The 19,799-nt window shown below is 61.4% G+C and carries 17 protein-coding genes; 2 read left to right on the top strand and 15 right to left on the bottom strand.

The window, feature by feature from the left end; translation table 11 throughout:
* Positions 1 to 18: 18 nt before the first annotated feature.
* From acnA to ACE3UG_RS19045, 10 genes are all read right to left on the bottom strand, one after another.
* Entirely contained in the window at positions 19 to 2,685 is a 2,667-nt protein-coding gene (acnA, locus tag ACE3UG_RS19000; protein ID WP_374626782.1) for an aconitate hydratase AcnA, read from the bottom strand.
* Complete coding sequence (locus ACE3UG_RS19005) at positions 2,672 to 3,535, bottom strand: citryl-CoA lyase (RefSeq protein ID WP_374626784.1); 864 nt, start codon at positions 3,533 to 3,535, stop codon at positions 2,672 to 2,674. The genes acnA and ACE3UG_RS19005 overlap by 14 nt, the downstream gene beginning before the upstream one ends.
* Positions 3,532 to 4,734: a CaiB/BaiF CoA transferase family protein gene (locus tag ACE3UG_RS19010; RefSeq protein ID WP_374626787.1), complete on the bottom strand. Its 1,203-nt coding sequence runs from the start codon at positions 4,732 to 4,734 to the stop codon at positions 3,532 to 3,534. Before ACE3UG_RS19010 ends, ACE3UG_RS19005 begins: the two co-directional genes overlap by 4 nt.
* Positions 4,735 to 4,869: 135 nt before the next feature.
* Complete coding sequence (locus ACE3UG_RS19015) at positions 4,870 to 5,586, bottom strand: IclR family transcriptional regulator (protein WP_374626789.1); 717 nt, start codon at positions 5,584 to 5,586, stop codon at positions 4,870 to 4,872.
* Positions 5,587 to 5,656: 70 nt separating this feature from the next.
* A complete protein-coding gene (locus ACE3UG_RS19020) occupies positions 5,657 to 6,358 on the bottom strand; it encodes an ABC transporter ATP-binding protein (protein ID WP_374626846.1) in 702 nt (233 codons plus the stop codon).
* Positions 6,342 to 7,103: an ABC transporter ATP-binding protein gene (locus ACE3UG_RS19025; protein ID WP_374626791.1), complete on the bottom strand. Its 762-nt coding sequence runs from the start codon at positions 7,101 to 7,103 to the stop codon at positions 6,342 to 6,344. The genes ACE3UG_RS19020 and ACE3UG_RS19025 overlap by 17 nt, the downstream gene beginning before the upstream one ends.
* The gene (locus ACE3UG_RS19030; RefSeq protein WP_374626793.1) at positions 7,088 to 8,077 is read right to left on the bottom strand and encodes a branched-chain amino acid ABC transporter permease; all 990 of its coding nucleotides are present in this window, start codon (positions 8,075 to 8,077) and stop codon (positions 7,088 to 7,090) included. Before ACE3UG_RS19030 ends, ACE3UG_RS19025 begins: the two co-directional genes overlap by 16 nt.
* Positions 8,077 to 8,934, bottom strand: coding sequence for a branched-chain amino acid ABC transporter permease (locus ACE3UG_RS19035; RefSeq protein WP_374626795.1), 858 nt, complete (start codon positions 8,932 to 8,934; stop codon positions 8,077 to 8,079). Before ACE3UG_RS19035 ends, ACE3UG_RS19030 begins: the two co-directional genes overlap by 1 nt.
* 80 nt (positions 8,935 to 9,014) lie before the next feature.
* Positions 9,015 to 10,220, bottom strand: a complete 1,206-nt coding sequence (locus tag ACE3UG_RS19040) for an ABC transporter substrate-binding protein (protein WP_374626797.1) — start codon at positions 10,218 to 10,220, stop codon at positions 9,015 to 9,017.
* Between the two features lie 41 nt (positions 10,221 to 10,261).
* Positions 10,262 to 11,767, bottom strand: coding sequence for an FAD-dependent oxidoreductase (locus tag ACE3UG_RS19045; protein ID WP_374626799.1), 1,506 nt, complete (start codon positions 11,765 to 11,767; stop codon positions 10,262 to 10,264).
* A 142-nt stretch (positions 11,768 to 11,909) separates the two neighbouring features.
* Between ACE3UG_RS19045 and ACE3UG_RS19050 the strand changes: the two genes are divergently transcribed.
* Both ACE3UG_RS19050 and ACE3UG_RS19055 read left to right on the top strand, forming a co-directional pair.
* Positions 11,910 to 13,409 (top strand): aldehyde dehydrogenase, encoded by a 1,500-nt coding sequence (locus tag ACE3UG_RS19050; protein WP_374626802.1) that lies wholly within the window; start codon positions 11,910 to 11,912, stop codon positions 13,407 to 13,409.
* A 539-nt stretch (positions 13,410 to 13,948) separates the two neighbouring features.
* Complete coding sequence (locus ACE3UG_RS19055; protein ID WP_374626804.1) at positions 13,949 to 14,773, top strand: response regulator transcription factor; 825 nt, start codon at positions 13,949 to 13,951, stop codon at positions 14,771 to 14,773.
* 74 nt (positions 14,774 to 14,847) lie between these two features.
* Here the strand turns inward: ACE3UG_RS19055 and ACE3UG_RS19060 are convergent, their stop codons facing one another.
* From ACE3UG_RS19060 to ACE3UG_RS19080, 5 genes are all read right to left on the bottom strand, one after another.
* Positions 14,848 to 16,266, bottom strand: coding sequence for a cytosine permease (locus tag ACE3UG_RS19060; protein ID WP_374626806.1), 1,419 nt, complete (start codon positions 16,264 to 16,266; stop codon positions 14,848 to 14,850).
* A gap of 77 nt (positions 16,267 to 16,343) precedes the next feature.
* A complete protein-coding gene (locus ACE3UG_RS19065) occupies positions 16,344 to 17,417 on the bottom strand; it encodes a porin (RefSeq protein ID WP_374626808.1) in 1,074 nt (357 codons plus the stop codon).
* Between the two features lie 244 nt (positions 17,418 to 17,661).
* Positions 17,662 to 18,162 carry a nuclear transport factor 2 family protein gene (locus tag ACE3UG_RS19070; protein ID WP_374626810.1) on the bottom strand — a complete coding sequence of 167 codons (501 nt, stop codon included), beginning with the start codon at positions 18,160 to 18,162 and terminating at the stop codon, positions 17,662 to 17,664.
* Between the two features lie 70 nt (positions 18,163 to 18,232).
* Entirely contained in the window at positions 18,233 to 18,574 is a 342-nt protein-coding gene (locus ACE3UG_RS19075; protein WP_374626812.1) for a hypothetical protein, read from the bottom strand.
* 14 nt (positions 18,575 to 18,588) lie between these two features.
* Positions 18,589 to 19,791: an SRPBCC family protein gene (locus ACE3UG_RS19080; RefSeq protein ID WP_374626814.1), complete on the bottom strand. Its 1,203-nt coding sequence runs from the start codon at positions 19,789 to 19,791 to the stop codon at positions 18,589 to 18,591.
* Positions 19,792 to 19,799: the final 8 nt, after the last annotated feature.

The following is a 19,799-nucleotide window of genomic DNA, read 5'->3' on the forward strand; positions in this document are numbered from 1 at the left end:
GGCAATTCAGTCGTTTACTCAGTTGCGATGGCCGTCTGCGGCGCCCGCGATCTGCGCTTCGTATACGTAGCGAAGCACGCCGCCCGAGCGCAGATACCGAAGCTCGGCAGACGTATCGACGCGCAGCGTCGCCGTCGATTGCGCCACTGTCGTTTCCCCACGGGTCACGACAACGCGCACGGGCTGCCGGCAGGTCAACGAATCGCTGTCGAAATGAATGTCGACCGACTCGTCTCCGTGCCATTCCATCTCGTCGAAATCCGTCGATTCCGGCAACTCGATCGGCATGACGCCCATCAGAACGAGATTGCTGCGATGGATACGTTCAAAGCTACGGGCCAGGACTGCGGACACGCCAAGCAACGACGTTCCGCGCGCCGCCCAGTCTCTCGCGCTACCTGCGCCATACGATTTGCCCGCGACGATGACGCTGGGTACGCCGTCGTGCGCGTTCTCCCGAGCGACTTCGAATACTGTGCGTACCTGCCCATCGCGCGCCGAGCGCGCTAGCGGCCCGACAAGCGGGTGCACCAACGCATTGACCAGGCGCGGGCTCGCGAAGGTTCCGCGCACCATGACGTGGTGATTGCACCTGCGCGCGCCGTAGGTGTTGAAGTCTTCTGGCGCAACGCCTTGCTGCCGCAAATAGCGTCCAGCATCTCCCTCGGCCGCGATGCGCCCGACGGGGCTGATATGGTCCGTCGTGATGGCGTCGCCGAGTACGGCCAGCACGCGCGCCCCGGTAATGGGCGCTGCGCCGATCGCCTGCTTTGTTCTATCGAAGAACGGCGGCTCGACGAAGTACGTGGAGTCGTCCTGCCATCGATAGACCGCGCCGTCATCTGACGCGATTGCGTTCCACGTCTGTCGGGCTGCGCCGCTTGCGTCGGTGATCGACGCGTAATCGCGTTGATCGAGAACGTGCAGAAGCAATGCCTCCACCGTGGCGTCGTCCGGCCACAGGTCGCGCAAATAGACCGGATGCCCGTCACGATCCGTGGCCACGGGTTGCGCGTCGAGATCCGTCAGAACGGTTCCAGCGAGAGCGTAGGCAACCACGAGGGCGGGGCTTGCGAGATAGTTCGCCTTGACCAGCGGATGAATTCGCGCCTCGAAGTTCCGGTTTCCGGAAAGCACGGCCGCCACGGTCACATTCCTCGCAACGATGTCGTTTTCCACGCCCGGTTGCAACGCCCCGGTATTTCCGACGCAAGCGGAGCACCCGTAAGCAGCCACATAGAATCCCAAGGCCTCGAGCGGTGAAAGCAGGCCAGCGCGCTCCAGATACTTCGTGACCGCAAGCGACCCCGGCGCAAGCACGGTCTTCACGTGTTGCGGCACGGTCACGCCACGCGCCACGGCGGCCTTTGCCACGAGCCCTGCCGTCAACATCGCGGCGGGGTTGGCGGTGTTGGTGCACGAGGTGATCGCCGCGAGCACGACCGCGCCGTCGGCGAGCGACGCCATGTCGCCTCGCGGCGAATCAACCCGCAAGGGGTCGACCGGAAGACTTGCCGCAACGTCCGGCAACGACAGCGTCTGATGCGGACGGCGAGGGCCGGAAACCAACCGACCCACGCGCGATAGATCGATTTCGAGCGTCGCGGAATAATCCAGATCGGCGGCTTCCGGGATACCCAGCAAACGCTGCCGAAGGCAGTAAGCGCCCAGGCGATCGACCCGTTGCTTCGGGCGGCCTGTGTCGAGAAAGTACGCCAGCGTGCTTTCGTCGGTCGCGAAGTAGCCGACCGTCGCACCATACTCTGGCGCCATGTTCGCGATCGTGGCCCGATCGGGAACGCTCAATTTGCGCGCCCCCTGTCCGACAAATTCAAGAAACTTGCCAACCACACCGTATTCGCGCAGCACGCCCGTCAGGTAAAGCGCCAGATCGGTGGCATTCGTCCCCGTCTGCCGCGATCCGGAGAGCGCGACAGCGATAACGTCCGGTGTCGGCACGTAAAGCGGCAGTCCGAGCACGGCCAATTCGGCCTCCAGCCCCCCCACTCCCCAGCCGAGAATGCCGAGTCCGTTCACCATCGTGGTGTGCGAGTCGGTTCCGACCAGGGTATCGGGGAAGGCGAATCCGTCGCGCTGCACGAGCCCTGTTGAGAGGTACTCCAGATTGACTTGATGCACGATGCCGTGCCCGGGGGGAACAACGCGCAGGCCATGGAACGCTTGCTCCGCCCATTTCACGAACCGATAGCGCTCGTCGTTGTTCTTAAACTCGCGCGCTAGGTTTTGGGTCTGCGACAGGGGTGTTCCCGAGAAATCCGCGACGACCGAATGATCGATGACGAGGTCTACCGGAATGCGCGGCTGAACACACTCGGGCGCAATGCCATCGCGCCACGCGGCTGCGCGCATTGCCGCAAGGTCGCTGAGCAGTGGAATGCCCGAAGCATCCTGCAGCAACACGCGCGAGAACCAGGCCGGAATTTCGTCGCGCACCCCGCTGTGCCACGCGAGCAGATTGCTGAGATGCGCACCCGTTGTGTGTTCGCCGTCGAAGCGCCGCACCACGCCTTCGAGCAGGATCCGGATCGACATCGGAAGGCGTGCAACGGCCGGGAACGCCCGCTCGATCTCGCGCAGCGACACGATGCGACTTCGCCCGCCGTCGGCCCAGTCGATCGGCTGGACGAACGCGTTGGCGTCCATCATCGCTTCAATGCTGGTCATCTGCACACCGATTGATCGAAGCGGGAAGGTCACGTCGCGCCGGTCCCGTATAGGTATAGGGAACGCTGGGCGGCATCGGACCCTTGATGCGCTCTTGCGCCTGCGACTGTTCGTACGCGTGCGCGAGGATGCCAACCGAGCGCGAAAGAATGAACAGCCCGCGCCCCAGCGCCGCCGAAAAACCCAGCTCGCTATAAATCACCGCCGTCGCACCGTCGATATTGATGGGGATCGGCTTGTTTGCGCGCCGGGCAAGCGTGGCCTCGATCGCCCTTGCCGCAGCAAGGTACTGTCCAGTCACCAGGCCTTCGCACCGCGCTTGCTCGACAAGCCCGAGCAAGCGCGTGGCGCGCGGGTCCACGGGGTGAAAGCGATGACCAAATCCGGGAATCATCTTCGACACATTGCGCTGGTGATCGCCCACCACGGCATCGCTCGCGTGTGCGATGTCGCACGGCTCGGCGCTCGCGCATTCAAGCACACTGCGGAACAGATCCATGCATTGCTGCCCCGCCCCGCCATGGACGTCGCCCAGCACATTGATCGCGGATGCCATCGCGTTATTGATGCCGACGCCACACGTCATGCTCATGCGCGCAATCGCAATCGACGGTGCCTGAGGTCCGTGGTCGACTGCCGCGACAAGCGCGGCCTCGAGCAGCGCCGCCAGCGGCTTCGACGGGACTTCGCCGCGCAGCATCAGCCAGACCATTTGCGCGTAGCTCAAATTACCGATGAGGGCTTCGATCGGGTAGCCGCGAATACCGATTGCACCGGGCTGAATGTCGATGATCGACGTCTTCCACCATTGTTCGGGCGGCGTCGATGGCTTTCCGGTTGTCTGTTTCATACCGCTCCCTGATTCTTGAGCTGTTCAATTTCGAGACTCGTGTACCCGAGCTCGCCCAACACCTGAGCGGTGTGTTCGCCCAGCGCGGGAGGTGCACAAGCGACGTCCGGCTCTGCTTCGCGCATCTTGAATCCGGAAAGCACCACCGATACGTCTCGCTCATTCCTTACGGCGCGTCGAAACGATTTCACCAGCCGGCGTTGCTTCACCTGCGGCTCGGCAAGCGCGCTCGCCACATCGAGCACCCGCCCTGCGGGAATGCCTGCCCGGGTCAGCACCGGCTCCCATTCGACAGCGGCCTTTGCCTTCAAGGCGGCCTCGATGAGCGTTTTCAGTTCCGCCCGGTTCCGCTTGCGCGCCTCGCGCTGCGCAAAGCGCGCGTCGCTGGCGAGTTCGGGAATGCCGAGGAGCGCTACGAGCGCAACGAACTGCTCCTGCTTATTCGCAGCAATGTTGAGGAGGCCATCCGCCGTTTCGAAAGTGCCGGAAGGGGCGGCCGTGAAGTTTTCGTTCCCCATCGGTTGAGGCCGCTGTCCCGCAATCAAATAATTGGAGACGACCCACCCCATCGACGCCAGCATGCAATCGAGCATCGAAACGTCAATGGACGTCCCCACTCCCGTTGCCGCCCGGCGCACCAGCGCCGCGCTGATCGCAAACGCTGCGGTAACACCGCCCAACGTGTCGGCGACCGGGTAGCCGACGCGCATCGGCACGCTCCGTTCGTCGCCGGTCACACTCATTACGCCCGACATGCCCTGAACGATCTGATCGTAGGCGGGGGCATCCTTGAGCGGGCCCGTCTGACCAAAGCCGGAAATCGCGCAATAGACGAGGCGCGGATTGATGTCGCGCAGATCGTCGTAGCCGACACCAAGGCGATCCATGACGCCGGGCCGGAAGTTCTCGATGACAACATCGGCAGACGCAGCCAGTTTGTGGAAGATGGCTTTGCCGGCCTCACTCTTCAGATTGACGGTGACCGACCGCTTTCCAGCGTTCTGTGCGAGAAACGATGTGCCCATCAACTCGGCGTTCAGCGCCGGATCGGCACCAAGCTGCCTCGCCAGGTCGCCGGTGCCGGGGGTTTCGACCTTGATGACGTCGGCCCCCAATAGCGCCAGCTGATAGCCGCAGAACGGTCCGGCCAGGACGTTCGTCACATCGAGAATCCTGATTCCTTCCAATGCTTGAGTCATTTTTACCTCGATTTCAGAATTATTTTCTGAAACATTGACCAAAAATGGTCAAATTAGGTCTGTCCAATAGAACATCGTTCTATCGTAATTTTAAAAAATAGGCGGTCTTCTTGCAGTACCGCCTAGTGCCTTGGGTTATCTCGGCTGCGCAGCCTTTAGCAGACGTGTCTCGTCGCCTCCGCATTGTTTTGTCAGCTCTGCGGCGAACTTCAACAGCGTCGGTGCGTAAGAGTCCAGCGTCTCGGCTTCGAGCCGATAGCGCGGCCCTGAAATCGTAATCACGCCAACCAGTTGGTTGCGCACGCCGAGCACGGGGCATGCCAGTGCGGCTGTCTCGGGATCGCGCTCCCCCACCGAGGCGGCGTACATGCGATCGCGAATGCGCTCGTACTTATCGCCCGACAAGCCGCTGAACGCAAGGATCACATGGCCGCCCGCCCCAACGTTGAGCGGTAGCCGGTGACCGACATGCACCGAATCACGTATGGCACGATCGGCGTCCTGCCGATGCAGGCAGACACGCGAATCGCCGTCGCGAACGTAGAACGAAGCGCTCTCGTTGATCTCATCGACGAGTCGGCGCAGGACCTGAGGAACGAGATCGGACGTATTGAAATTTCGCTGATACATGAAGCCAAGCGACAGCGTCTTGGGCCCGAGCCGGTAAAGCCCGTCGGCAGTACGCTGAACGTAGCCGTACTTTTCCAGCGAATCGATCAAGCGGAGAATCGTGCTCTTATAGAAACCCGTGCGGCTTGCGATTTCGGCAAGCGTAAGCGCGCCATCGCGCTCGTTGAACGCCTCAAGAATATCGAGTGCGCGCTCAACCGCTGCTACACCGTCTGAACTCATAAGTCTCCCTCTCTGGATCGCCCGTATATTAAACGAATCCGTTCGGCCCTGACCGCTCCTCGCGCAGTGCTCACCCGACCTCCACGGCGAGATACCGATTCCGCACGTCGTCGGCGCCTGCGAACTGGTCGCGGGTACCGTGATAAACGATATGCCCCTCTTCCAGGATATAGTGGCGGTCCCCCAGCGCCATGCAGACATCCACGCTTTGCTCGACGAGCAGGATGGGAATGCCTTCGGCGCGGATCGTGCGACATATCGCCATGATTTCGTCGACGATGACCGGCGCCAGCCCTTCGCTCGGTTCATCGAGCATCAGAAGCTTGGGGCCATTCACCAGCGCACGTGCGATGGCGAGCATTTGCTGCTCGCCGCCCGAAAGCGCCGACCCGCCATTCTTTCTGCGCTCGCGCAAACGGGGAAACAGCGTGTACACCGCGTCGAGCGACCAGATCGAGTCGCGCCGCGCCGCTATGCGCAGGTTCTCCTCGACGGTGAGCATGGCGAAGATGCCCCGGTGTTCCGGAACCAACTTCAGACCGTGGCGCGAAACGACATCGGCGCGTCTCGGCTCGATCGACTTGCCGCCGAGACGAACCTCACCAGCGAACAACGGGAGCGCGCCCGCAATCGCACTTAACGTCGTTGTCTTTCCCGCACCGTTGCGGCCCAGCAGGCAAACAATCTCACCCGCAGCCACTTCGAGCGAAACGTTGTGCACGATACGCGCGCTTCCATACCCGGCGCACAAGCCTTCAACCCGCAACATGATGTCGCTCCCCCAAATAAACGCGCCGTACGCGCTCGTCACGTCTAATTTCGTCCGGCGTGCCCTCGGTGAGCACCTGCCCCTCGAAGAGGACGGTGATCCGATCCGAAAGCGACATGACCAGATGCATGTTGTGTTCCACGTACACCACCGTATGGTCGCGGCTCAAATCCTTGAGCAGCGCGCGCATCACCGGCAGATCGTCGACACCCATACCGGACGTCGGCTCGTCGAGAAGCAACAACTGCGGCCGCCCGGCCATGCTCATCGCCACCTCGATGATGCGCTGCCGCCCATGCGACAGTTCGCCAACGCGGCGGTCCGCCTCCGCTCGCAGCGCCAATCGCTCGATGAGGTATTCCGCCATCTCGGAAGCCTGCGCGTCGCGCTCGCGTCTCGAAATGAAATCGAGCGCACGTACCGAACGGACTCCCTGCGCAGCGAGTCGCAGATTCTCTCGCGTCGTCAGCCCGGGAAACAAGTTCGTAATCTGAAAGCAGCGCGCCATGCCCGCGTGCAGCCTGCGATGTACAGGCACGCGGGTCACGTCGCGACCGTCGAATATCACCCGCCCTGACGATGTCCCTATGCGGCCAGACAAAGCGTTGAAGAATGTGGTCTTGCCGGCACCATTCGGGCCGATCAGTGCGTGAATCGAATTGCGCTTCACACGCAGATCGACGTTCTTGTTGGCGATGAAGTTCCCAAATCGCACGCCGACGGATTGCGCTTCTAGAATGTAGTCCATTGCTTGTCCTTGCGATCGTAAGTTTGGCGGCGCAGGCGCGAAGCAAAGCGCCGCCAGAGCCCCGACAAGCCATCCGGCGCGAAGATGACGAGTAAGACCAGCAGTACGCCGAGCACCATCTGCCACCGCGGCCAGAGATCCGAAAGAAAGTCGCTCGCTACCACGAGCGCAGCAGCGCCGAGCACCGACCCGCTCAGCGAGCCCGACCCGCCGAGAATGGCTGCGATCAGAATGTTCTGACTGGTGCCAATGTCGATATTGGAGAGCGGCACCATGCCGAGCAACAGGGCATCGATCGCGCCCGCGAGACCGGTCAGCGCCCCTGACAGAACGAACGCGAGTGTCTTGTAGTGCCGCACGTTGTAGCCGAGCGGTCCGACACGATGCTCATTCTCGCGAATCGCGATCAAGACAGAGCCGAACGGCGAGCCAATCACACGAAGCAGTAAGCCGTAAGCGGCGATGAAAACGATTGCGATCAGAATGTAGAGCGCGAGGTTGTCGGCCACCGGCAGGCCCTTCACGAATGGCAATAGCGTTGCCAGTCGCGGCAGCCCCTCCATTCCGTTGTCGCCCCCCGTCAACGCGGGCAGCGAATACGCGACGAAGTAGAAAAGCTGGGCGAACGCAAGCGTCAGCATCACGAAATACAGCCCTTTGCGCCGGATGGCGACGGCGCCGATCAAGCCGGCGATAAGGCCGCACCCCGCGATTGCGATGACCAGCGCGGTGAGAACCCCACAATGACCCCGCAGGAGCGCCAGTCCAAACAGATATCCGCCCAAGCCGAAGAACGTGCCCTGACAAAAGGACAACAGTCCGCCATAGCCGAGAAGCAGGTTGCAGGCCATCGCCGCCACCGCATACACCAGCACGGAACCCGCCAGCGTTGGGGATGAGACGACGAACGGCAAGACGATCGCGAACGCGAGCGGAAACAGAACAGGCGATGCGCAATTGATGATCCGGCTCATCACGCTCTCCCCAAAATGCCGCGCGGCGCGGCGATTAACACCAAAGTCATGACGACGTACACCATTAGTTGGGCGCCCTCCGACCAGAGGGTGCTCATCACGCTTTGAACGACCCCCACCAGAATTCCGGCAACAATCGACCCGGTAAAACTCCCCATGCCGCCAATGATGACAACCACGAAGGCAATCCCCAGCGCTTCGCCGCTCATACCCGGGTCAGCGCCGCGTATTGGGGCAATCAGCACGCCCGCGATCGCGGCGATCATGCCGCCGAGCGCAAATGTGAGGCTGGTCAGTGTTCGGACATCGACGCCAAGCAGCTTCACCATTTCCGACGATTCACTGCCGGCGCGAACGAGGGCACCGAACGTCGTGCGCTCGAGCAGCAACCACAGCGCGATCGCGAGCACGGCAGCGACGGCCACGACGAATACGCGATAGAGCGGATACTGAAAGTTGCCGAGCGAGACCACACCGGCCAGCGAATCCGGCACGGACACGCCGCTGCCGAGGGGTCCCCACAGCATCACGACGGCTTCTTGCGCGATCAATACGATGCCGAGTGTTGCGACGATCTGATACTTGTGCGGCAATTTGTAGGTTCGTTCAAGAACCACTCGTTCAAGCGCAAACGCAAGCACTGCGACCACGAGCGGAGCGGCTACCGCCGCAGCCCAGAAGCTGCCACCCCACGAAACGATCTGGAACGTCAGGTAAGCGCCCAGCAGATAGAACATGCCATGCGCGAAATTGACGAATCCAAGCAGCCCGAGGGTGATGCTCAGTCCGACTGCAACGAGAAAGTAGATCATCCCCAGACCGATGCCGTTGATGATCTGAAACAGATAGATGCCCATGACTTGCACCTGAATCGGGTTTGCCGGCGGCGCCCATGGCGGTTGACCAATGGCGCCGTCGTCAGATTATGAAAATGCCTTCAGGCGAGCTTGCACTGCGACTTTCCCTGGTCGGGGAACGACTTCCCGAACGACACGACTTCAGCAAAATCGTCGGCATCGCGCATCTTCGATTTGGCCTTGCCTCGCATCAGAAAATAGTTCTTCGATACTTGATGATCGAATGCGCGCATTTCCTCATCGCCAGTGATGCCGGCCCATTTCATCGACTCAAGCGTCTGCGCCACGCGCTTCGGATCGGTCGTGTTCGCGCGACGCACCGCGTCGAGCATCATGCTCGTGATAGCGAAGTCCGCCGCGGTGAAATAGGTGGGATTCGCCCGGTTGACTTCACGATTGAGCGAGACGAAGGCCCGGTTGGCCGGCGCGTCGTGGCCGTGCCAGTACTGCACGCCGAAGAAGACGTCTTCACAGATATCGGGACCGAGCGTCGCAAACTGGTCGAGGCCAGCCGACCAGGCAACGACGATTTTCATTTTCTTCTTGAGGCCGAAGCTGGCCGCTTGCCTGAGGGTATCGATGCTTTGCTGACTGAAGTTCAGAATCAACAGAACGTCCGCATTGGAAGCCGCCGCGTTGGTTAGATATCCTGAAAACTCCTTGTCCTGCAACGAGTGATAACTGTTGCCCACGTGTTCGATACCCTTTTCCCGGAACACATCTTTGGCGTTGTTTAGCAATCCCTCGCCGAACACATATTGCGGGGTTATCGTGTACCAGCGCTTTGCCTTCGGAAACATGTCTGCCACGGGTGCGACGGTCTGGCGAATTGCGCCATAAGTCGGCACGGCCCAGCGGAACGTCGCGCGGTTGCACGCCGAACCGGTAATCTCGTCGGCGCCGACATAGGTGATATAGACACCGCCAGCGTGTTCGATTTCACGGCTGACGGCGAGCGCCTCGCTCGACAGCGCGCCCCCCAGAAACAGGCGCCCCTGCTTCTGGTTGATCGCTTCTTGAATCTTACGCACTGCCGTGCCGGTATTACCCTGCGTGTCGATGGTGTGATAGGCAACGCTGCGGCCCATCGACGGCGACAGGCTCTTGACCGCGAGGCGGCCCCCCATTTCGCCGAACTTGCCGTTTGCGGCAAATGGGCCGGAGAATGCGCTGAGCATAAAGAGATCCAAGCCGTCGGCGGCAAGCGCCCGTTGGATGTCGGCCACACCGAACCCGCCTGCCAATCCGGCAGCGGCGCTCAACCGAAGAAAATCGCGACGTTTCATGAGTTGTCTCCTCGCTTCATTCGTTTAATGCAGCTGTAGTTTCAGGCGCGCTCTAGCGCTGCCGTCTGCCCCGCACGGCGGCCAAACACGATGCCGCGCAGCACGGAAGTCGATCCCGTGTACACCTGGTGATAAATGCCGACCGTCTCGCCCGCAGCGAGCAGGCCCGGGATGGCACGCCCATCGGTATCGAGCACGCGCGCGTGCGTGTCCACCTTCAATCCACCGAACGTGAAGCAGTTCGCCGAAATGATGGGATAGGCAGAAAATGGCCCTGCTTCGATGGTGCGCGCGTGATTCGACTTGGCCGGCCAGACGCCCTTGGTGCTCAGGCCGTCCAGAGTCATGCCGCCATCGAACGCGTCCGGTGCGGGACAAGCTGCGTTGTAGGCGTCGATCGTCGAGATGAAGGCGTCAACGGGGAGCCCGAGCTTCCGGGCGAGTTCCGGCAGCGAATCGGCCTGAATGGCAGGCTGATCGCTACGAATGCTGGTTTGCCAGCGAGGAATGTCGTTGACCTTGTTGTCGAAGATCACATATGCCACGCCGCCCGGCTGCTCGCCGATCGCACGGGTGATGTTGTCGTAGTGGGCGTCTACCGTACCCGGTGCTTCATCGACGAACCGGCTGCCGTTACGATTGATCAGCACGCCGTACGGATAGATGAAGACAACGGCTTCGGCCATCGCTGAGCGCGGGTCGACCGGTTCGGCGTGGTACGAACCGAATTCCCCTGCGGGTGCGGCGCCGAGATCGAGCGCCATGCGGATGCACTCACCCTTGTTGTAATACCCGCCGCGCGCCACTGGACGAATGTTGCTCGCTTTCGGACCGAGGTACTGCGTCAGCATTTCCTGATTGCCTTGATATCCGCCGGAAGCAAGCACGACGTTTCGCGCGTGGAACGTCAACGGGCCGACCTCGGTGGACACCGCACGCACGCCGGTCACGCAGCCGTCGCCGTCCTGCAGCAATGCCTTGGCCGTGGTGTTGTAGTGGAACTCGACACCCAACGCCCGGGCTTGCTTGAGCAGCGCCTCGAGAATCGCGAGACCGCCTCCCACCGATGCGATGCGCGTCGTGTTCTGGGTGAGCAGGTAAATGGGCATGGGCTCGAATCGGCAGCCGAACTGCTTGAGCCAAGCGAGCGCGGGCGGGGCCTCGGCGGCGAAGAACGAGATCAATTCGGGGTCGGGGAACCCATGTGCCTTGACGATCGATGGCCAGTGCGAGTATTCGGATACCGCCTCCGAGAGAATCATCGGATCCGGATTCGACCCCGCGTTCTCAGCGAAGTGACTCTCGAAATCATCGCTGACCTCGCTGTCATTTTTCATACGCATGTACGCTTCGGTCCAGCGGCTGTTTCCGCCGAAGTCCTCGAAAGGTGCACGCTCCAGCACCGCAACTGCAGCACCGGCCTGCGCGGCGGACACCGCTGCCGACAACCCCGCGACGCCGTGGCCAACCACGAGAACGTCGACATTGCTTACCTTCGCCATCATCTCCTCCAGAACATTGAGACCTTCACGAACCGGCCGCAGCATCAGGCTGTTATCTGTCCTTGCAACCCGGCGGCTTTTGACAAATAATAGAACTGCGTTCTGTTTAACGCAACGAATTAGTCCCTAGGGTTTCACCCTACAGAATTTACAACCGAATTACGCAAGTCCGATTGGAGACATCACCATGGATCAGCAGCTCTGCGAAACCGATCTCCCGCGCTATGGCAACTTCATTGGCGGGCAGGAGGTTGCGCCATCGACGGGGGAGTATTTCCCGACGGAGAACCCCTACGACGGGAAAGTCTGGGCAGAGATTGCCCGTAGCGATGCGCGCGACGTCGACGCCGCCGTGACGGCTGCGCACGCGGCGCTGAACGGCGCGGCTTGGGCGTCGCTCACGGCGACCCAGAGAGGCGCGTTGCTGCGGCGTCTTGCGGATCTCATCATCGAAAATGCGCCGCGTCTGGCGGCGATCGAGATGCGTGACAACGGCAAGCTGGCGGCCGAAGTGACCGGTCAGGTGCGCTATCTCGGCGACTATTACCATTACTACGCAGGCCTCGCCGACAAGGTTCAGGGCGCTGTCATCCCAACCGACAAGAAGGGCGTATTTGCGTATACGAAGTACGAGGCGAAGGGGGTGGTTGGGATCATCACGCCGTGGAATTCGCCCCTTGCACTGACGAGTTGGAAGCTTGCCCCGGCGCTGGCGGCAGGATGTACTGCGGTCATCAAGCCATCTGAATTCACATCTGCGTCCATGATCGAGTTTGCGCGCCTGATCAAGCAGGCGGGCTTTCCTGACGGGGTCGTCAATGTCGTGACCGGTTTCGGGCCCGAGGTTGGCGAGCCGCTCGTCACGCATCCGCGGGTGGCACACATTGGTTTCACCGGCGGCGGGAGTGCTGGTCGCAAGATTTACGAACTTGCGGCGCGCGGCCTGAAGACGGTGACGCTCGAGCTTGGCGGCAAGTCGCCCAATGTTGTTTTCGACGATGCGGATCTCGATCAGGCGGTGAAGGGGGTGGTTTCCGGCGTATTCGCGGCGTCCGGCCAGACGTGCATGGCGGGGTCGCGGCTGCTCGTGCAGCGCAACATCCAGGAGGCCTTTGTGCAGCGGCTTATCGACTTTGTGCGGCAAGCGAAGATCGGCGATCCGTCGCAGATGGATACACAGATCGGTCCTATTGCCACGCGGCCCCAGTTCGAACGCATCATGGCATGCATCGAAAACGCCAAGCAGGAAGGCGCGACCTGTGTGCTGGGTGGGCGCGCACGGTCGGACTTGGGCGCCGGCCAGTTTGTGGAGCCGACCATCTTCACCGATGTGACCAACGCCATGCGCATCGCGCAGGAGGAGGTATTTGGGCCGGTGCTCGCCGTGATTCCGTTCGACGACGAAGAGGATGCCATCCGGATCGGCAACGACGTTGCCTATGGTCTTGCTGCGGGTGTGTGGACACGCAGCCTGCACCGCGCGATGGTCATGACCGACCGCTTGAAGGCCGGCACGGTTTGGGTCAACAACTACCGTGCAACGAGCTTTACGTCACCGTTTGGCGGCTACAAGCAGTCCGGCATCGGCCGCGAATCGGGTGTTGAAGCGATCAAGGAATATCTTGAGACGAAATGCGTCATGATCTCCACGAACCTCGACGTTCCCAATCCCTTCATTCGACGATAGCTTGAGCGTGCGTGACGGGCGAATTCGCCGGGAGAGGCTCACGTCATCGTGTCGCCGTCTCCTGGCGAACGCCGGTTGCTGTGACTGGTTGTGGCAACGGTCGGGCTTGCGAGAAAGCGGTGGCGTCGAAATAGGAACAAGCGGCGCTGCAAGAGCGAAAAGCACGCACCTTTCTGTGGCCTAACAGCCAGATCTCTCGTCAGACGGTCAGCGGGCCGTGAGTGGCTCGAACATTCGACCTGCCTGACACGGTTCGGCAGCTCGAAAGCGCCAATACCCCATTGTCACAAGAGCCTGTACCAGTCGCACACAGTCTGCGCGATTGCGCAAACACCGATCGATGCATGGTCAGCCGATCGCCGTCATATTTGTAGGCCCACCCGGTCGTCAACGTAGCGAACGCATACGCCCGGTAGTGTTCGCTCGATTTTTGAATAGCTCGCGAAGTTTGCCGATGGCGAGCAAAATGGATCGTCAGCCAAAACATCTCGGCTCGCCCGCCAAAGATCGGTGCCGGCGAAATGCGCTGAATTTCCGAGGTGGGTCGCGGCACCGCTTCCCAACAGTTCAAGCTCGAATTCGGTGGTTGGCACTATGGCTGGCCGTCGAGTGCGGAGTTTCCCGGCTACCTGCGCGCGCGCGAAAACGATAGAATTTTCTGCATTCCGGTCCACCCGCCACCGCCCTCACAGCAAGCAAAAAGGAACCCGATGGACAGCCCCCGCCCGCCAAATGCCAGCCCCGCTGCGCCGGAGCCGGTCGTCTATGTCGTCGACGACGACGAGGCAGTACGGGTTTCCATGCGCTGGCTGCTCGAATCGGTCGGCCACAAGGTGCAAGTGTTCGCCAACGGCCGTGAGTTCCTGGCGGGTGCCGATCCGCGCGGTCCCGGTTGCGTGCTACTCGATATCCGAATGCCATACATGGGCGGCTTCGAACTGCAAGACAAACTGCAGTCCGCAGGATTCCGCCTACCCATCATCTTCCTGACGGCTCACGGCGACATTCCAATGACCGTGCGCGCGATGAAAGGCGGGGCCTATGATTTCCTGGAGAAGCCTTTCAACGACCAGGAACTTATCGACAAGGTCGGCGACGCGCTGCAGGTCGGCCTGCGCGAACACGCCCAGGCGCAAGCCAGTACCCAGAGGCGCGACCTGCTGAAGCTCCTGTCGGTGCGCGAGCGCGAAGTCTTCGACCTGCTCATCGAGGGCAAAGCGTCCAAGGTCATCGCCGCAGAGCTGAACATCAGCTACAAGACCGTCGAGGTACACCGCGCCCACATCCGCGACAAACTCGGCGCCACCTCTGTGGCGGAGCTCGTGCGACTCGGAATGAGCGAAAGCGGAAAGCGCTCCGATTGAGGCCGGCCCTCAAAAGAAAAAAAGCGCCCCGGGGCGGGGCGCAAGGAGATACACAGGGGTGCGGCAATGCCGAACTAGCTACGCGCGGTCTTCATACGACTCAGTGCCCCCAGCCGCAATACCGGATACAGCACAAACGACACCACCAGCGACGTGAAGAATTCGATCGGCACCAGTCGATTGAGTACGTAGTGCGCAAGAACGAAACCCGTCACCACCGTTATCACGCCGGCCCAATTCACTTCCTCTGCGCCGCCGAGTGAAGCACCCGCACCACGCTTGACGACGAAGTAATCGGCAATGATGATCCCCGCGAAGCCCGTGGTCAGGATGCCAAGCACAGTGATGAACGAATTGAACCATTCGAGAATCGAACCAATCAGCATCAGACACGCGATCACGTTGGCCAGTACCACGAACACGAAACGACCCGGGCGCCACCCGAACACGGCATCCGCCAGGTTGGTCAGCGACAGCGACGCGCTGTAGGTGTTGAGTACCTGAGCCTTCGATTGGGCGAACACCATCAGCAGCGTTCCCAGCACCCCGCCGAACACAATGAATGCGGCCGCCACGCTGTCCGGACTTTGCAGCGCCAACGCGCGCGCCGCCGCTTCCGTCATGCCGCCGACCTTCACGTGATGCGCCACCAATTGATCCATGCCGGCATACATCACAATGCCCCCCACGGCGACCATCACCACGTCCATGAAGATGTTGCCGATGACCGCCGCGATCGCGATGTCGCGCGACGACTTCGCGTATCGTCCCAGGTCGGCATCGATGAGCGCGAGCGCTCCCGCCGATCCGATGAGCACGTTCACGCAGAAGCTGAACTTGCCCCAGTCGGTGGTCGCGCCCATCGCCTTGAGCGCCTCCGGTGGCATTTGCGCACCGAACTGCATCACCGACGACCAGCTCTGGCCCGAGGTCGTGATCACATCGACCATCATATAGAGCAGCACGGCAAGGAATGCCACCAGCGCCAGCGACGAGACGCGCGATACGAGCGAAAAGCCGAACGCCGTGAGCAAGATCCACGCGATCGTCAGCGTGCCGTAGACGGCGACCCGCATGCCCAGCGTGTCGGGCTGATTGAGGTAGAAAAGGAATCCCTTGTAGAGCAGCACGTTCTCGAGCGCGATGAAGCCGGTGATCATGAAGCCGAACACCAGCGCCAGCAAAGCCGAGCCGCGCTGCCCCAGCCCGTGCTCACGTGACAGTACCGTGCTCGCCAGTCCCGTGCGAAACGCGATATGCCCCGCCCCCCAGCCGAGCAGCGCGCCCACGATCGCCACGAACACACCGGCAAGCAGCCCAATTCGGATGCCGGCAACGAAGGTGACGAGCGCACCCACGAACAATTGGATCAGCGTCGTCACGATACCGGCGGTGCTCCACGACAACTGCAGCCAGTTCTGACGCTCCCCCTCGGGCACTGCCTCGAGCGCATGGTCGTCGGTACGCGTCGAGATTTGCAATTCACTATGCATGTTTGTCTCCAGGATGCAAGAGACCGACTTGCGCTAAGCGGCGGCGCAAACAGTCACGCCGACGCCGCGCCTACCGGTCAGAAGAAATGACGCAGGCCCAGACGAACAGCGCCCTGGTTCGAACCGTCGGCCGATCCGGGCAATCCCGAGATCCACGCCATCGCCGCTGCATTGCCGCTGGCGCGCTGGTAGACGAGGTTCGCGTAGACGTCCGTGCGCTTCGAGAATGCGTAGTCGAGCGTGAGGCCGAACTGGTGGGCCTTGTTGTCGCCAAGCTGCGCGTTCCCCTTCATGAACTGGTAATCGCCACGCAGCGTGGTTGCCGGACTGATCGAGTAGTTGACGCCGACCTGGTAGACGTCGACGTGCCCGCCCGTGAACGTGTTGCGCGTGTTGGTGTAGATCGCGTCAAACTGCCATTTATCGAGCTGGTAGCGTCCGCCCACCCCCCAGTTGCGGATGCCGTCGTTGCCGTTGTTGATCGTGGCGTCCTTCGCGTACGTATACGCCGCGTTCAGGCTCAGCGGCCCGTTCGCGTAGTTGATGCCTGCACTGGTCGTGCTGCTCTGGCCGAAGGAACCGGGTACGCCGCCAAGACCGTACATCACGCCGGCGTTCAGGCCACGATAGTCGGGCGTCATGTACTTCACCGCGTTGGCAACACGGAACGCGCCGCCCACTCGGTTGAAGTCAAGGCCGCCGAAGGGCGTGCCCAACCCCTGAAAGGGTCCCTGCTGAAGGTTATAGAGGCTGACGTAGGCAAGCGACGGGCCGAGGCGCTGAGCCGATAGCGAGTCGAACATGAACTCGTACTGATTGCCCAGCGTAACCGTACCCCACGGCCCGGCCAAGCCCACGTAGCTCTGTCGAGCGAACGTTCCGCCGCCGATGGATGCGCCATTGTCCAGCGCAAACTGACCCTCCAGCTTGAACACGGCCTTGAGTCCACCGCCCAGGTCCTCCGAGCCTTGCAGGCCGAACAGGTTCGGCGTTTGCATGCCAGTGGCCAACACGGTGTTGCGCCCGCCATGCTGGTTCGTCACGTAAGTCACGCCAGCATCGATCACGCCGTACAGGTTCACGTTGCCCTGCGCCGAGGCCAGCGTGGGCATGCTCAACGCAGCCATACAGATCCATCCGGTTCGCTTCACAGCCATCTCCTTGAATAGTCGTTTCCTTCCCCGATTGATGACGAGCGGCACCTGCATCTCACCGGCCCGACCATCATGAAAAGAGCTTATGAAGACGAAAATCGCGTTGACATTGGGTCGTTCATATAAGCGAATAGATGGGATTACCTATTCGGGCGACTGCCAAGCGCGTGACGAATAAAAAAAGCGCCGCTGATGTAGCGGCGCTTCAAGCACTTTCCCGGCACGCGGTTGCGTTATTGCGTTAAGACGCAGCAGGCCCCGTCGGCATCCAATTGGCGTCGTGTCGATGCATCAACTGCAGGTCGAGCAGCACGCGCGCGAAACGCCACTGCCCGTCTTCGAACACGACGTTGCTCTCATACCAACCCCCGATCCAGTGCGCTGCAGGAGGCGCATGGTCGGCGCGATCCTGACGCACTTGCGCCAGTTCCCACAGGTACCACCGGCACGTCCCTGTGCACAGATCCTCATTGATCTCCACGAGAGGCGAGACCATGTAGTGCAGGGTCCAAACGATCTGCTCCTCGCCTATGCGGGCGAGTTCCTTCACGATGGCATCCCTCCCCTCATAACGGCCGAAGCCTCGCGCTTCCCATAGGGCATCGCGGCTGAACAGCGGCGCCATGATGACAGGATCATTGCGGCGGTCCGCCCCCCGGGCGTAGTGCCCAACCAGTTGCGTCACGGCGACCACGGCTTCGAGCCGAGCGATGCGCCGCGAAAGCGTCGATGAAGATGCCACCGTACCTCCCAGCAGATGCGTCCGGTGACGCCGCTCCCCCCGAGCGATGGCACCGGACGCGGTACATGCGTCAGTTGACTAGATCGCCGTGCTCGGCCACAAAGCGCGACTCGTCGAAGCTGTGCGGCACTTTCGGATCTCCGCCGTAGAGTTCGATGTGCGGCGCGATTTCAGCGAGCGACAACGCGAGCGAGGACAGTCGTGCAGCCTCGTCCGGCAATTGGCCCAACGGATACCGATCGATGTGCGCGAGGATCGCCGAGAGATGCGGCAACATGTTGTCGTAGAAATAGCGCAGCTCGCCGCGCGACGAGTTGATGCGGCGATGCTGGCGCTCATTCTGTGTCGGCAACGCCCAGTCGGCGACGAGCGGCTCGAGCATCTCGAAGCCCTTGGGAAGTGTTTTTTCCATGACGTGCATCTCCTTCATTGTTCCATGTACTTTTCGAGCACCTTGTACCCGTGGCGCAGGAGAATCTCTTCGTCCTGCAGGAACATGTGCTGCTTGGCGCCAGACTCGAGCGCGGCGTGCGTGTCTTCCATCGTCGCCGTGTCTTCCAGCCACGCGTTGCGCTGGAGCACTTGCGCGAATTCGATGGCCCAGCGCTCACTGTTGGTCTTCGGCGGCTTTACGTAATATTTGCCTTCCCACATCGTCTTGTTATGCGCGACCGGCCAGAACTGGTGCGTGAACCAGATACCTTCCGAGATGTGGATCAGGATGTTCGGGAACACGACGCTGAGTTCAAACGAGAAGTCGTCGCGGCGGCCCGGGTTGACGCCGGGCGGCAACATCGACGAGCTGCGCTGCGACACAAGCGATGCCCCGGAGATTCCGTTGGCGATGCCGGCCACCGGCGTCGGCGTGGCGTTAAGCGTGAGACAGATGCCCGTCGTTCGATGCTCGCCAAACAGAGCGACGTCCGACAGCCCTGTCGAGAACACGTTAGGGAACGACCCCGCGTGGATTGTCGAGACGTGATATGCCTCCGAGAAGGCATCGAGCGCAATTTTCCAGTTGCAGTCCAGCATCGTGTTGTAGCTGAAGCACTGCGACATTTCGCTGTAAGGGTAGCCGCCCAGATGCTGGCCGATGCCGCCGAGGTAGTCCTGCAGCGTACGGTCCGGCTGCGCCGCGAGGTTGATGAAAATGAAACCTTCCCACACGTCCGTGTGCACCGACGTGAGCCCACCTGAAGACTTTTCGAAGCAAGGCGGGAAGCGCTCCTCTTCAGGCACCTGGATCAACTTGCCCTCGGCGTCGTACACCCAGCCGTGAAAGCGACACGTTACTACCGCGGCCTTGTTGCGGCCGTACGTTTCCTCGCCGTGTTCAACGATCACCTTGTTGCCGCGATGGGAGCACGTATTGTGAAAGCCCCGGACCTTGCCATCCTTGCCATGAATCAGAATCACCGACGTCTTGGCGAAGTGAATCTTCTTGACCTTGTAGTCGCCAACGTTCGGGATTTCCTCTATGCGGCCCACCTTGAGCCACGTATTCATGAACACGCGCGCCTTCTCGCGCTCGAAGAACGCCGGCGACACGCAGGGTTCGACGGGAATCGGTTCGGTGCCGAGCTCTGGGTACTTCGCCGCCCAGCGCAGTGTGTTCTCTGATGTTTCCATTACCGCTC

The organism is Pandoraea sp. (assembly GCF_041919235.1).
Lineage (GTDB): Bacteria > Pseudomonadota > Gammaproteobacteria > Burkholderiales > Burkholderiaceae > Pandoraea.

Coding starts and splice junctions, on each gene's coding strand:
- acnA (WP_374626782.1), bottom strand. CDS start 2,685: ATGACCAGCATTGAAGCGATGATGGACGCCAACGCGTTCGTCCAGCCG.
- ACE3UG_RS19005 (WP_374626784.1), bottom strand. CDS start 3,535: ATGAAACAGACAACCGGAAAGCCATCGACGCCGCCCGAACAATGGTGG.
- ACE3UG_RS19010 (WP_374626787.1), bottom strand. CDS start 4,734: ATGACTCAAGCATTGGAAGGAATCAGGATTCTCGATGTGACGAACGTC.
- ACE3UG_RS19015 (WP_374626789.1), bottom strand. CDS start 5,586: ATGAGTTCAGACGGTGTAGCAGCGGTTGAGCGCGCACTCGATATTCTT.
- ACE3UG_RS19025 (WP_374626791.1), bottom strand. CDS start 7,103: ATGGACTACATTCTAGAAGCGCAATCCGTCGGCGTGCGATTTGGGAAC.
- ACE3UG_RS19030 (WP_374626793.1), bottom strand. CDS start 8,077: ATGAGCCGGATCATCAATTGCGCATCGCCTGTTCTGTTTCCGCTCGCG.
- ACE3UG_RS19035 (WP_374626795.1), bottom strand. CDS start 8,934: ATGGGCATCTATCTGTTTCAGATCATCAACGGCATCGGTCTGGGGATG.
- ACE3UG_RS19040 (WP_374626797.1), bottom strand. CDS start 10,220: ATGAAACGTCGCGATTTTCTTCGGTTGAGCGCCGCTGCCGGATTGGCA.
- ACE3UG_RS19045 (WP_374626799.1), bottom strand. CDS start 11,767: ATGCTGCGGCCGGTTCGTGAAGGTCTCAATGTTCTGGAGGAGATGATG.
- ACE3UG_RS19050 (WP_374626802.1), top strand. CDS start 11,910: ATGGATCAGCAGCTCTGCGAAACCGATCTCCCGCGCTATGGCAACTTC.
- ACE3UG_RS19060 (WP_374626806.1), bottom strand. CDS start 16,266: ATGCATAGTGAATTGCAAATCTCGACGCGTACCGACGACCATGCGCTC.
- ACE3UG_RS19075 (WP_374626812.1), bottom strand. CDS start 18,574: ATGGAAAAAACACTTCCCAAGGGCTTCGAGATGCTCGAGCCGCTCGTC.
- ACE3UG_RS19080 (WP_374626814.1), bottom strand. CDS start 19,791: ATGGAAACATCAGAGAACACACTGCGCTGGGCGGCGAAGTACCCAGAG.